The 13539-nt window shown below is 42.3% G+C and carries 14 protein-coding genes; 11 read left to right on the top strand and 3 right to left on the bottom strand.

Features of this window, described 5'->3' with window-relative positions:
* Positions 1–265: 265 nt before the first annotated feature.
* Positions 266–3127 carry an RNA polymerase-associated protein RapA gene (gene rapA / locus Q1A31_RS16615; RefSeq protein WP_299879345.1) on the top strand — a complete coding sequence of 954 codons (2862 nt, stop codon included), beginning with the start codon at positions 266–268 and terminating at the stop codon, positions 3125–3127.
* Positions 3128–3192: 65 nt separating this feature from the next.
* Here the strand turns inward: rapA and queF are convergent, their stop codons facing one another.
* The gene (gene queF, locus Q1A31_RS16610; RefSeq protein ID WP_131904575.1) at positions 3193–3660 is read right to left on the bottom strand and encodes a preQ(1) synthase; all 468 of its coding nucleotides are present in this window, start codon (positions 3658–3660) and stop codon (positions 3193–3195) included.
* Between the two features lie 108 nt (positions 3661–3768).
* Between queF and Q1A31_RS16605 the strand changes: the two genes are divergently transcribed.
* From Q1A31_RS16605 to Q1A31_RS16565, 9 genes are all read left to right on the top strand, one after another.
* A complete protein-coding gene (locus Q1A31_RS16605) occupies positions 3769–5151 on the top strand; it encodes a 1-acyl-sn-glycerol-3-phosphate acyltransferase (RefSeq protein ID WP_299879340.1) in 1383 nt (460 codons plus the stop codon).
* Positions 5152–5233: 82 nt separating this feature from the next.
* On the top strand, positions 5234–5746 hold the full coding sequence (locus tag Q1A31_RS16600) for a YbgC/FadM family acyl-CoA thioesterase (RefSeq protein ID WP_299879337.1): 513 nt from the start codon (positions 5234–5236) through the stop codon (positions 5744–5746).
* Positions 5736–6422, top strand: coding sequence for a protein TolQ (tolQ, locus tag Q1A31_RS16595; protein WP_131904578.1), 687 nt, complete (start codon positions 5736–5738; stop codon positions 6420–6422). Before Q1A31_RS16600 ends, tolQ begins: the two co-directional genes overlap by 11 nt.
* A complete protein-coding gene (locus Q1A31_RS16590) occupies positions 6422–6844 on the top strand; it encodes an ExbD/TolR family protein (RefSeq protein WP_131904579.1) in 423 nt (140 codons plus the stop codon). The genes tolQ and Q1A31_RS16590 overlap by 1 nt, the downstream gene beginning before the upstream one ends.
* Before the next feature lie 32 nt (positions 6845–6876).
* Positions 6877–8325: a cell envelope integrity protein TolA gene (gene tolA / locus Q1A31_RS16585; RefSeq protein WP_299879331.1), complete on the top strand. Its 1449-nt coding sequence runs from the start codon at positions 6877–6879 to the stop codon at positions 8323–8325.
* A 6-nt stretch (positions 8326–8331) separates the two neighbouring features.
* Positions 8332–9618, top strand: coding sequence for a Tol-Pal system beta propeller repeat protein TolB (tolB, locus tag Q1A31_RS16580; protein ID WP_299879328.1), 1287 nt, complete (start codon positions 8332–8334; stop codon positions 9616–9618).
* Between the two features lie 92 nt (positions 9619–9710).
* Positions 9711–10343 (top strand): OmpA family protein, encoded by a 633-nt coding sequence (locus Q1A31_RS16575; protein ID WP_131904582.1) that lies wholly within the window; start codon positions 9711–9713, stop codon positions 10341–10343.
* A gap of 93 nt (positions 10344–10436) precedes the next feature.
* Complete coding sequence (gene ybgF, locus Q1A31_RS16570) at positions 10437–11354, top strand: tol-pal system protein YbgF (protein WP_299879324.1); 918 nt, start codon at positions 10437–10439, stop codon at positions 11352–11354.
* A gap of 76 nt (positions 11355–11430) precedes the next feature.
* A complete protein-coding gene (locus Q1A31_RS16565; protein WP_299879321.1) occupies positions 11431–11892 on the top strand; it encodes an OsmC family protein in 462 nt (153 codons plus the stop codon).
* A 20-nt stretch (positions 11893–11912) separates the two neighbouring features.
* Here Q1A31_RS16565 and Q1A31_RS16560 read toward each other — a convergent pair whose 3' ends face one another.
* Both Q1A31_RS16560 and Q1A31_RS16555 read right to left on the bottom strand, forming a co-directional pair.
* Positions 11913–12401, bottom strand: coding sequence for an SPOR domain-containing protein (locus tag Q1A31_RS16560; protein WP_165874609.1), 489 nt, complete (start codon positions 12399–12401; stop codon positions 11913–11915).
* 129 nt (positions 12402–12530) lie between these two features.
* Entirely contained in the window at positions 12531–12869 is a 339-nt protein-coding gene (locus Q1A31_RS16555; protein ID WP_131904586.1) for a hypothetical protein, read from the bottom strand.
* Between the two features lie 3 nt (positions 12870–12872).
* Between Q1A31_RS16555 and Q1A31_RS16550 the strand changes: the two genes are divergently transcribed.
* A complete protein-coding gene (locus tag Q1A31_RS16550) occupies positions 12873–13508 on the top strand; it encodes a DsbA family protein (protein WP_299879311.1) in 636 nt (211 codons plus the stop codon).
* Positions 13509–13539: the final 31 nt, after the last annotated feature.

Below are 13539 nucleotides of genomic sequence, written 5' to 3'. Positions count from 1 at the left end.
ATTTAGTAGCATCGTGATCCATTAGTTTTTTCTATTCGAAATGGGATTATTTACTTGACGGTGAACAGAGTATCTTTCGTGGCGTTTTTTTCATCCCTTTTCTAAATGGCAAAACGTGCTGATGCGTGACGAAATGGCAACTCATTTTTGTTTTTTAAAAATGATATTGCAATTTATGCTCTGTAAGGCACTTTCTATAGATTTAAGCTTGACCTGCTGGTATTTTTATTCAGAATAGCCACCCTGATTTTTAGGACTAAAACGCATGATTAAAGAATTTCATCCCGGCCAACGTTGGGTTAGTAATACGGAAGCAGCGCTCGGCATAGGCTTTATCGAAAAGGTTGAAGGTCGCCATCTGACTATTATCTTTCCTGCTGTTGATGAAACTCGCGTTTATGCGACTGACAATGCTCCTTTGAATCGCGTTAAGTACCCTGTTGGTGAAGTGATCAGCACCGAAGGTGAAGGCAGTAAAATTAATATCACGGGTCATTCAGAGCATAATCATTGCATTGTCTATAAAGGCATTGATGAAAACGGTGAAGAAGTACAGATTCATGAGTTGGAACTGGATAGTTTTTCTCAGTTCAGTCAGCCACAAGATCGTTTATTTGCCGGCCAAGTAGATAAAACCACGCACTTTGAACTTCGTGTGGCTACACAAGAGCATCTGCATCGCCAGCAACAATCAGATAGTTACGGACTTGCTGGTCCACGTATTCAACCTTTATCGCATCAGCTTTATATCGCTCACCAAGTGGCTCGTCGTCATGCACCACGCGTGCTACTGGCTGATGAAGTTGGCTTGGGTAAAACCATCGAAGCGGGTTTGATTCTGCATCAACAAATTCTTACGGAACGCGTTAAACGCGCACTGATTGTTGTGCCCGAAACACTCACTCATCAATGGCTTGTTGAAATGCTACGTCGTTTTAATCTGCATTTTACCGTTTTAGATGAAGAGCGATGTTTTGCGATTGAAGATGAAGGTGACGAAGAAACTCACATCAATCCCTTCGAAAGCGCCCAATTAGTCCTGTGCAGTTTATCTTTCCTTACTGAAAATCCAATGCGTCACCAGCAAGCGGCTGATGCTGGCTGGGACATGATGATTGTCGATGAGGCACATCACTTAAACTGGAGTGAAAAACACACCAGTAATGAATACCTGTGCATTGAGTCACTCGCTTCAAAAATTCCTAGCTTATTATTGCTTACAGCAACTCCTGAACAATTAGGTGTTGAGGGTCATTTCGCTCGATTACGCCTGTTAGACCCTGATCGTTTTTACGATTTACACAAATACGTCGAAGAAGAGAAAAACTACAAACCAGTCAATGATTTAGTGCAATGGCTGCAAGATGAAAACAGCGAACCTAACGATACGAAAATGCTCGCTGAACTAGAAAAATACCTCGGTAAAGAAGCTGTTGCCAGCTACCAAAAAGACTACGAAACCGATCACCTCATTCAAGATCTGCTGGATCGACACGGTACTGGCAGAGTGCTTTACCGAAACACACGTGATTCAGTAGGTGGATTTCCAGAACGCGAACTGCATAGCTATGCCTTGGAAGCGCCTGAGATTTACGCCGCTGACTCAAATGACCTTGAGCAACAATTACATCCTGAAAATGGACATGATGCCGACAACTGGTTAGCTGAAGACCCTCGTGTCGAGTGGTTAGAAGACTGGCTGATTGAAAATCCAAAAGACAAAGTACTGTTAATTTGTGCTCATGCTGAAACAGCTCTAGCGCTTGAAGAGCACTTACGTTTAAGAACATCAATAAACGCGACAGCCTTCCACGAAGGCTTGAACATTATCGAGCGTGATAGAGCGGCCGCTTATTTCGCTGCACAAGCGAAAGATGGAGAAATCGGCGCGCAGATTCTTTTGTGTTCTGAAATAGGCAGTGAAGGCAGGAACTTCCAGTTCGCACATCACCTGATCTTATTCGATTTACCCCTAAATCCGGATTTGTTAGAGCAGCGTATTGGTCGTCTTGATCGTATTGGGCAAACCAGCACGATTAAAATACATGCGCCTTATTTCAAAGATACAGCGCAAGAAAAATTGCTCAACTGGTATCACCAAGGCTTAAACGCTTTTCAACATGTTTGCCCGGTGGGTCACAGCATTTTCGAAGTGTTCGAGAATGAATTACGCCGTGAATTGATTACTACAGACAATGATAACTTTGAAGACCTCATTACTCGAAGCAAAGCATTAGCAGATGAAACACTCGAGCAAATGCAGCAAGGTCGAGATCGTTTATTAGAATTAAATTCGTGCAATAAAGAGCATGCTGAAGAAGTCATCGATGAATTAATCACCACCATGAATACGGCTGAATTAAGTGGCTATATGGATGCGGTTTTTGATGAATATGGTGTAGATCAGCAAGGTCATGGTATTGATAGCTTTATCCTTAAGCCAACCGATCACATGATCAATTCCGACTTTCCGGGCTTAAGCGATGAGGGCTTAACCGCCACCTATCAACGTGATTTAGCGCTATCTCGCGAAGATATGCACTTTATTAGCTGGGAACACCCGATGGTGACTGGCGCAATTGATATGATTTTAACCAGTGAATTTGGTAACGCGACATTCTGCTCAATCGCACTGAAAAAAGCGCAAGTCCCTGCTGGAACGCTGATTTTAGAGTCAATTTATACGATTAATTGTCCTGCACCCAGCTTCTTACAAGTGCATCGTTATCTGCCTGTATCCAGCGTTAGAGTTGCGGTTGATAACCACAATCGTGATTTGAGTAAATTCCTTAAGCATCAACAGATTAATCAATTGGCAGAGCGTGTTAACAAACGCACTACGCAAGATTTAATCCAGCATGCGCGTCCTCAAATTCAAACATTGATCGATACTGCGAATAAATTAGCGAAGCCTCAACAAGCAAAAATCATCGAGGAAGCACAACAAAGATTTGCAGTGACAGCGAAAGATGATTTAGAAAGACTGCAGGCTTTGGCTAAAGTGAATCCGAATATTCGTGCTGAAGAAATTACGCAACTGGAAGAAAACCAGAAAGCGTTAGCGGGTTATTTAGCAAATGCACAATTGAAGCTGGATGCGATTCGAGTAGCGCTGGTTACAGAGTAACTCGATATTACTATTACAACTTCTATAAAAAACCCCCTCAAAGTAGGGGGGTGACTTATTCTATTTTACCCTCTACCTCTATAAGGCGGAACGCCCTGCTCTGGCACCCAGACACCTTTCGGGATTTCGCCTTGCGCAAAAAATACGTCAATCGGTATGCCGCCACGTGGATACCAGTAACCGCCGATGCGTAACCACTTCGGGGCAATTTCATCAATAATGCGGCGCGCGATACTTACCGTACAATCTTCATGAAATGCGCCGTGATTTCTAAATGCACCAAGAAATAGCTTTAGTGATTTACTCTCTACCAATTTCTGATCTGGAATATAATCAATCATTAAATGGGCGAAATCGGGTTGAGCCGTCATTGGGCATAATGATGTAAATTCTGGTGCGGTAAAACGCACCACATAATCAACGTCTGACTGTGGATTTTCTACACTTTCTAAAATCGCAGTCTCTGGAGAATCAGGCAGTTTTGTATCCCCACCTAATTGTTGCAGGTTTTCGTAGATGTTTTTATCGCTCATGCTATATCTCTAATTCAATTTAGCGAGATTATATCTAATTCCATCTCTCTATCTATAGCTACTTTTTAGACTGTAGGTAGTCAGACAAAGGTTTGCTATTATCCTTTCATGCAAGCACCTGATAAAAAACCACAAAAACAATCAAGAGTTAGACGTGGTTTTTTATCCGCATGGAAACGATTCGGGCGTTTTGTCATCAACACCTTCTACAGTCGTTTTGAAGTCAGCGGTGAAGAGACTATTCCGAATGATGCGGGCGTCATCTTGTGCGCTAATCATGTGAACGCATTGATTGACGGTGTTGTATTGCAAGCATCAACCAAAAGAAACATTCGACCCTTAGCCCGCAGCGGCTTATTCGAAAACCCCATTCTCAGGCCTATTTTGCAAACTATTGGGGCGGTGCCGATTTATCGACGCAATACCGAAACCAGCGATACCTCTAAAAACGAAGACAGCTTTTCGCAAGTTTATAAGCTGTTGGCTGAAAAAGAGACGATTGTTATTTTCCCTGAAGGGCAAAGCCACGCCAATCCTTATGTTCAGGAGATCAAAACAGGTGCAGCGCGTATGGCGCTTGGAGCAATCAAAGCCAATGGCGTTGCCCCTGTCGTTATTCCTGTAGGCATGACTTTTACACGAAAGAAGCGTGCTAGAACCGAAGTTTTAGTGCGTTACGGTAAAGCCATTGATCTATCTGTAGATGAAGAAATGAGCGAGCAAGATGCCGTTCGCTTGATTACTTTACGCGTTAAACAAGGGATTGAGTCGGTTACCTTAAATACTAAATCCTGGAAAGACATGGCATTGGTTCATCGACTAGAACGCTTTTTTGCGTTGCGCGGTGGCAAACGACGAAAAACCAGTCTCACCCAACGTTTTACCGCACTTCAACGACTCATAGAAGCACAGGATTTATTACAACAGCACGAGCCAGACAAAGTACGCAGCCTGATGAGCAAAATGCGCATGTTCGAACGCCTCTGTGATGCCTGCGGTATCGACCATTACCACCTTGCGGTTAATTACAAACCGCTATTTTTGATCCTGTACACCTTAAGGACTCTGGGTATCGTTTTGATCGGTTTCCCAATTGCGCTATGGGGAATTCTAAACAGCATTATCCCGTTTAAGCTTACAGAATATTTAACCCGAAAATTATCAAAAGACGTAGATCAGTACGACACAGCGCGTGTTCTGATTGGGATGTCTGCCTTTAGTTTATTCTGGGGAATCCAGAGCTACCTCATATACGACAACTTCAGTTTGCACTGGGCGATTATCTATCTCACCAGTCTCTTTATCAGCGCGGTGGTCGCGATATCATTACAAGGAGAATACCGCCGTACATTGGTAAATCTGAAAGTCTTTTTTCTGTTTATGCGCAAGCAAGACCTCAAGGCTTACTTAGAAACGAAAAGAGATGAATTAGAAGTTGAATTGGCTCAAATGGTTCGTATAGCGAAACGTTTATCTAAAACTGAAAAGTAGATAATAAATGAAAGCCACCCCCCTACTTTGGAGGCCTTTTTTCATTTAATCACTTCTAAGAAGTATGTGATAGGATTGCGCCATGACAGATATAAATAGATCAAAAAACAAGCAAGCTATCGCTAAACCCATTCATTCGGACACATTTACTTTCCCGGTTCGTGTCTACTACGAAGACACCGATGCAGGTGGTGTTGTGTATCATTCGAATTACATCAGTTTCTTCGAAAGAGCCCGTACTGAGTGGCTTAGACACCTAGGTTATGAATTGGATGTGCTCTCTGAAGAGCAGCATGTAATCTTCGTGGTAAAAGCACTCAATTGTGATTATTTACGTCCTGCGCTATTTAATGACGAACTTTTTGTCTCCGCTGAAATCTTAAAGCTGGGAAACACCAGTATCACCTTTGAACAAAAGATACTTCGTGAAGTAAAAGATGCCGATGACAGAGATGGTTCTGAAGAAAAAACGTCAGAAAAACGTTACGAAACCTTAGCAATTGGAAACGTCACCGTAGTCAGTGTCGATACCATTAAGTTCAAACCGAAACGCGTACCAAAAAATATTTTAGAGAGAATACAAAATGTCATTTGACCAAACTATTTTAAAACTCATTATGGACGCCAGCCTTATCGTTAAGGTGGTAATGGCCATTTTAGTTTTAGCTTCACTCGCATCATGGACATTGATGTTGATAAAAAGCAGTCAATTGAGCAAAGCACAGAAAAAACTCGAAATTTTTGAAGACCGCTTCTGGAGTGGAATCTCTCTTAATAAACTCTATAGCGATCTGGCTAATCGTAGCGATAAAGATGGCATGGCCGCGATCTTTTTTAATGGCTATCACGAATATGCGCGCTTAAACAAAGGTGCAACACCTAGGCACTTACCGCCAACTGATACAGCTCACCGTGCCATGCGAGTTGCAGAAACCCGCGAAATGGATAAGCTTGAACAAAACCTGTCTTTCTTAGCAACCGTCGGTTCTACCAGTCCGTATATTGGTCTGTTCGGAACGGTATGGGGAATCATGAATTCATTCATTTCTTTAAGTGAGATGAAACAGGCAACGCTAGCGGTAGTCGCTCCCGGAATTGCAGAAGCCTTGATTGCAACTGCAATTGGTTTATTCGCGGCGATTCCTGCGGTAATTGCCTACAACCGATTCAGCGATAAAGTCGATCGTATAGCCGTTCGTTATGAAAACTTCCGTGAAGAATTTACCACCTTGTTAGAGCGCCAGGCGCACATCAAGAAGGATGCTCAGTAATGTCTCGTCGTTTTAAAAAACGTCGCGCTATGGCAGAGATGAACGTCGTACCTTATATCGACGTCATGCTCGTGCTATTGGTCATCTTTATGGTAACGGCTCCAATGATGCAATCTGGCGTTAATGTGAATATGCCAGACGCCGATGCAGCGATGTTAGAGAGCGACAGCAAGCAACCGCCTCTGTATATATCAATCAGGGAAAATGGGGAAATAAGCCTTGGGGAGTCAGATGAGGTGATTAGTACCACTGAACTAACCGAACAAATGAAAGGTCAATTAGGTGAGACAGGAACACGTCCTGTATACATACGCGCAGATGGTAACGCAATACATACTTATGTAACACGAGCCATGATTGCAGCGCAGAAAGCAGGCGCAAAAAAGATCAGCTGGATGACAGATCCAGAATCTAATAATTAATACATTATCTACAAGATAAGCAATAAAAAGACATGTTAAAAGTACTATTAAGACACCCGGGGGCAGTACTAGGCGCAATTATTTTGCACCTGTTATTGGGTGGATTATTCTTTTTCAGTTTTGATTGGTCCGAGAAGCCAGATCTTCATGAAGCCGGAATTCCCATTGCGATTATCACAGAAGGTTCTTTAGAAACTCAGGCAAATAGTGTTGCCGAGGAAGAATCAGCAAAACCGTCTGAAAAACAAATTATCAAAGAGAAGCAAGAAGCGACGGATGCCAAGGAAAAGGCAGAGAAACTAGAACAACAAAAAATCGCTGAAGCGCAGAAAAAAGCCACCGCGGAAAAAAAGAAAATAGCAAAAAAACAAGCCGAAGCACAAAAGAAAGCTGAGGCTGAAAAACAAAAAGCGGCACTAGCTGCAGCTCAGGCATTAAAACTGAAAAAAGAATCCGACAACAAAAAACGTCTTCAGTTAGAAGCTAAACAGGAAGAAGAACGTCTGGAACGCGAAGCCGCAGAGCAAGAAAAAGCGATCGCAGAACGAGAAGCCCAAAGAAAAGCAGATGAGGCAGAAAAAGCTCAAGCTGAAAAGGCACAGGCTGAAGCGGAAGCTAAGGAACAAGATAAAAAAGAACAGACGGCAAAATTAGAAGCTGAGCAAATAGAAAAAGAGAAAAAATTAGCTGCTAAAAAAGCGGCGGAAAAAAAGGCAGAAGAAAAAGCCGAAAAAGAAGCTGAACGCAAAGCTCAAAAACTTGCTGAAAAGAAAGCTAAAGACAAAGCCAAGAAAGAAGCGGCAAAGAAGGAAGCCGCGAAGAAAAGAGCAGAAGAAAAGAAACAGGAACGGCTAGCCAAAGAAAAAGCTGAGAAAAAAGCCGCAGCACTCGCAGCCGAGCGCAAAAAAGAGAAAGAGGCTGAAGAAGCTGCCGAACGCAAACTCGCAGAAAAGAGAAAAGCAGAGGAAGCAGAACGTGCTAAGGCTGCGAAAGAAAAGGCAGAAAAAGAAGCGGCAGCCAAAGCAGCAGCAGAAAAGGCTGAACGTGAAAAAGCTGAAGCATTAGCGGCAAAGAAAGCGGAATATCATCGTAAATGGCAAGAAGCTCAAGCGAAGAAAAAAGCAGAAGCCGCCGCCGCAGATGCCAAAAGAAAATCTGATGCAGAAGCAGCAGCTAGAAACAAATCGTTAGAAAAAGCTAAATACGGTGCTTTGGTTTCATGGGGCGGAAAAATACAGCAACACGTAAAAAGGCGTTGGCATCCACCTCCAGGAACAAAGGGAGAACAGGCAAAAGTTAGAATCACCATTTCTAATAGTGGCTTTATTTCAAGCGGGATACAGATAAAATCCTGTAGTGGCAATCCTGAGTTTTGCGCATCGGTGAAAGAAGCGTTCGAACGCTCAGAACCGTTACCCAGACCGCCGAGCAAATATAATTTAAGCAAATCAGATCGAACTATTACGTTTAAAATGGACTAATCAATTATGATTAAAAAATTTCTATCGCATTTTCTATCCCCTTCTCTATCCCGTTTGCTATTGCAACCCATAGCGCTTGTCGTTTTACTTGCTAGCAGCGTCCCTGCGCTTGCAGAGTTAGAATTAACGATCTCTAAAACCAGCGACGACGGTATTCCTATATATATCGCGAATATTCCCGGTGGCGCGACAGGTGTGATTGAAGGTGATCTTAAACGTAGTGGTCGTTTCACTATCATTGAGCGTTCAAAAATAACTAACTTAAGCGCTTTTGGTGGAGAATTAAACGGCGGTGAATACAACGATATTACGGATTATATTGTTCGTGGCAAAGAGCATGAAGGCGGTCTTCAAGTTGAATTAATCAGCACTTCTGATAATGCTAAAACAACCTATACCATCTCTAAAAATACCAATCCTCGACGTGTTTTCCATAAAGCGGCTGACAAAATTTACGAAAAAATTACTCGTGAAAAAGGGGCGTTTGATACGCGTTTGGCTTATGTAACGGTTACCAATAAAACCAGTGACAATCGTCAATTTAGATTATATGTTTCTGATTCTGATGGGCATAAACCCCAAGTTATTTTAACCTCCAAGCAACCCATTATGTCTCCGGCGTGGTCACCCGATGGCAAAAAACTAGCTTATGTCTCTTTTGAAGATAATAGTTCTGCTATTTATGTTCAGGATATTTTCACCGGTGAGAAATTTATGCTTTCTTCACGCGAAGGAAGCAATAGCGCGCCGGCATGGTCTCCTGATGGAACTAAAGTAGCCATGAGTCTTTCATTTAATGGAAGCCCAGATATTTACATAGTTGATGCCAAAAGTGGCGATTTTACCCGCGTAACAACCTCATCGGCGATTGATACCGAACCGAGCTGGAGTGGCACAAATTCGATCGTTTTTACCTCTGACCGAGGTGGCAGCCCGCAGCTGTATCAAATTGCGGCAACAGGTGGCAAGGCAAAAAGACTGACTTTTGATGGCAAGTACAACAGTGCTGCAGATATCGCCAACAAGAAACTGGCATTTATCACAGGAAATCGTGGTGCGTACAATGTAGCTATTAAATCCCTGAGCGGAGAGGGCAAAGACTTCCTGTCAAATGGAACCTTAGACGAATCGCCCACTCTGTCTCCTAATGGCGCGATGGTTGCATACACAACCATGAAAAACGGGGAAAACTCGCTAGCGGTTGTCAGTGATAACTCAAAAGCGAGACAGTTTCTAACCTCTCCAGTTGGTGATATCAGAGAGCCTGCATGGTCTCCTTATTTAAATCACTAATTTTACTGAAAAAATTAAAGTCACTAAGCTTAAGTCACCAACCTTATGTGATTAATATATAATCAAATTCACACGCAAGAAAGGAATCAAATATGAGAAGTATCAGAACAAAGTTAGTTGTTTTACCTATTCTACTATCGGCATTAACTATTGTTGGTTGTAGTAGTCAGAATGTAGATAAAGATACTACAGCTGATGGTTCTATCACCAGCTCAACTACCACTGAAGATGGCACTAAAACGGGAACAGTAGGTGCTGGTGGCGCTTCAGGTGTTAATTCTAAAGATAGTCAGGGTGATCGTTCTAACTTTAATTATTTACCCGGTGAAAATAACGGTAATAATACAAATGATATTACGTTAGCTGGGTTAAACAACCCTGATAACTTACTTTCACAACGAATCATTTACTTCGATTATGATAAAGCCGCTATTCGCCCAGAGTACATGGTGCTAATCAATACGCACGCTAAACTACTGGCAAAATACCCTAGCCTTAAAATGCGTCTGGAAGGCCACGCTGATGAACGTGGATCACGTGCATATAATGTGGCATTATCCGAGTCACGTGCGCAATCAGTAAAGAATATTATGGGCGTTCAAGGGGCACTTAGTTCTCAAATAAAAACCATAGGTTACGGTGAGGAAATCCCGATAGTACGTGGACAATCTCAAGAGTCTTGGCAGAAAAACCGTCGTGTTGAAATCAAATACGATGACTATTGATTATCAATAGATGACAAGCCATAGAACTAAATGGGCTAGATCGAAACAAACAGATCGAAAATAATAGATGAATAAAATAATGAAAGGAATCCTATGAAAAACTTAAGCTTAGGGCTAATCCTGGGTTTATTTGTATTTTTTACTCCGAGTTTTGCTGAAGTAAACACGGAGTCAATCATCCAAATTTTTCAGCGCTTAGAAACGTTAGAGCAGAAAACCAGAGAGCTTCACGGTGAAAATGAAGTACTCACCAATCAAATCGAACAATTAAAGAAAACCCAGAAACAGGGTTTTCTTAATGTTGACGAACGTATTGATGAGCTTTCTAAGACCATTAAAGCCAGTAGTAGTCAGGGCGCAGCAAGCTCAGAAACAAAACCTGAGCCAACGGTGAAAGTGGTTGATCCCAAACCTGCCGTTGCTACTCCTGCAGCAACACCTGAGAAAAAAGAAACTCCTGTAGCAAAACCTGAGGTGGCAAAACCTTCAGTACAAACACCTCCTGCGGCCAAAACGCCAGCTGCTGAGAAACCTGCAGCGGCAAAAACGGAGGAAGCTAAACCCGAGCCAACTGCGAGCACCACAGCATCAGGATCTAGTCAGTCAAGCCCTAGAGCACCGACAGATTACGAGAAAGAAACCTATCAAGCTGCGTTTAATAAGATGGGCTCTTCACCAACTGCTGCAACCAAAGCATTTCAAGAATACATAAAAATGCAGCCAAATAGTCCACTTGCAGCTAATGCGCAGTACTGGATTGGTGAGATCATGTACTCGCACAATAACTACAAAGGTGCGGTAGATGAATTTATCAAGGTTTTACAAAAGTATAAGAACAGTAACAAAGCCCCAGATGCCGCAATCAAACTCGGCTATAGCTTTTATGCACTAAAAAACTGGCCTTATGCTCGAAGAACCTTTGAAGATGTTTTGAAATACTTCCCTAAAAATGAGAATGCAGTGAAACTGGCAACTCAACGCCTAGAGAAGATGAAGGCGGCGGGTCATTAATAGTTTTCAGTCAATTTTGACCTGAAAAATACCCCCAAAGTAGGGGGGTGGCTTATGAAATTACGAGGCCTTCAATATGAATAACGCTTCACACTATAACGCCACTGTCGTCTGGCAACGTGGCTCTCAAACCTTTTCCGATGATAAATATAGTCGTGCCCATCAATGGGTATTCGATAGCGGCACGAGTATCGCCGCGTCCTCATCGCCACATATTGTTCCCCTGCCCTATTCTGTGGACGAGAATATCGACCCTGAAGAAGCTTTCGTCGCTTCGCTATCCAGTTGCCATATGTTGTTCTTTTTATCCTTCGCAGCGAAAAATAAATGGATCATTGATAGTTATGAAGATAGCGCAAGTGGTACTTTAGAGAAAAACGAAGAAGGTAAGTTAGCGATGACGAAAGTCGTGCTAGACCCTGAAATCAAGTATTCAGGAAAAACACCCTCGAAAGAGCAAGAGGCGAAAATTCACCACCTTGCTCACGAAGCATGCTTTATTGCTAATTCTGTAAAAACAGTCGTTGAAATTAAATAATCTCAATCTGTTTCCATCACTTAGTTTGGCTTGTAAATAACCAGACTTGTTTTAACAAACGGATTCTGCGGATAACGACGCACCACTTTATCTTTTACCGCGACTGCTTCTGGTTTATGGCTATAAGGTCCAAGGCGGACTTTATAAATCGTCCGGCCTTTTGACTGACTTGCCAAAACAAATGCCGAATAACCGTCACGCGCAAAATCATTCATAACCGTTTCTGCTTGTTCCAGCTGCTTCGTTGCCATTAGCTGTACGCCATACCCTTTGAAACTATCAGAACCTGAGAACTTATTGGAAATAGTGCTTTTTAATGAGGTAAATTTTTTCGCGTTGATCAAGCCTTTATCATTCGCAATATAAGCCCCATAACCAATACCCCCAATGACGATCATAAGCATCAATTTACTTAAAATAGAACCGGTCTGTTTAGTTAAAGGCTTACGCCCGCAATAGGCTTTTTTACCTTGTAGAGCCGAAATATTCGGCGAGGTTTTCTTATTCATTTTTATATCCCCTAATGGATTTACCATTAAGAGTTATATTACTAGAGAGAACATTTATGCAAGATTAACGATAATTAAGACACTCGTATCCGTAAAATATGCCCCAAAGTAGGGGGGTGGCTTTTGCTCTTATTTAGGGCTTTCAAAGAAAACATAAGAAGTAGAGTAGTCGCTAAATTCAAAATATATTTTTTTCTTTTCATCTGCATCAACAATATCATTCAGATTTTTATCGAGATATCCGTATCCATATCGATAAGGGCGATGCTCCTCATTACCAGTTCCACCTGCTGTACTTAGCTTATCTATTTTAATAAAGCGTCTGACTAATTTCTCTCCCGCATACACTTCAAGGATTCCATTGGTTCCTGTCCAGTTATTTAATGCTCTACCGAGCTGGTTTTGGGTTTCCTGAGTACAGCCTGCCAGTGCGACTAAAATTGCGATAATAAAAAGTTTTTGTTTCATAAAATGTCTCCTATACTTGTCTTCATGATACTTTACTATGTGCATGACCCAATGTGTAGCTGGTGCTGGGGCTTTAGCCCTACCTGGTCTAAAATTCGAACGCAACTTCCTGACAATATTGAAGTGAAATACTTGTTGGGTGGACTCGCTCCTGACTCTGACGAGCCGATGCCAGAGCAAATGCAGGAAGCGATTGCGGGCTACTGGAAACGAATCCAGCAACATATTCCCGGAACTGAATTCAACTTTAATTTTTGGCAAGAATGCGAACCGAGAAGATCGACCTACCCTTCTTGCAGAGCGGTAATTGCAGCACGAAAGCAAAAACCAGAAATCGAGCGCGAGATGATCGACGCTATTCAAAAAGCCTATTATCTAAACGCAAAAAACCCCTCTAATGATGAAACATTAATCGACATTGCAGAATCATTAGGCTTAGACAAAGAAGCTTTCTCAGCTGACCTTAATTCAGCTGAAACCCAGCAACAACTTGAAGAAGAAATGACCTTTGCCAGACAAATTGGCGCGCAGGGATTTCCGAGCATGATGCTGGAGGTAGAGGGTAGATATGAATATCTACCACTGGATTATAACGACTCGAGTAAGACACTTGAACTGCTTAATCAAATCAATACCTAGAAGAAAAACCCTTGGGTCACCCCCCTACTTA

It is taken from the genome of uncultured Cocleimonas sp. (assembly GCF_947495625.1).
In the GTDB taxonomy this organism is placed as follows: Bacteria; Pseudomonadota; Gammaproteobacteria; order Thiotrichales; family Thiotrichaceae; genus Cocleimonas.
The sequence above is the reverse complement of the archived record's forward strand: the minus strand, read 5'-3'. Positions and strand labels throughout refer to the sequence as shown.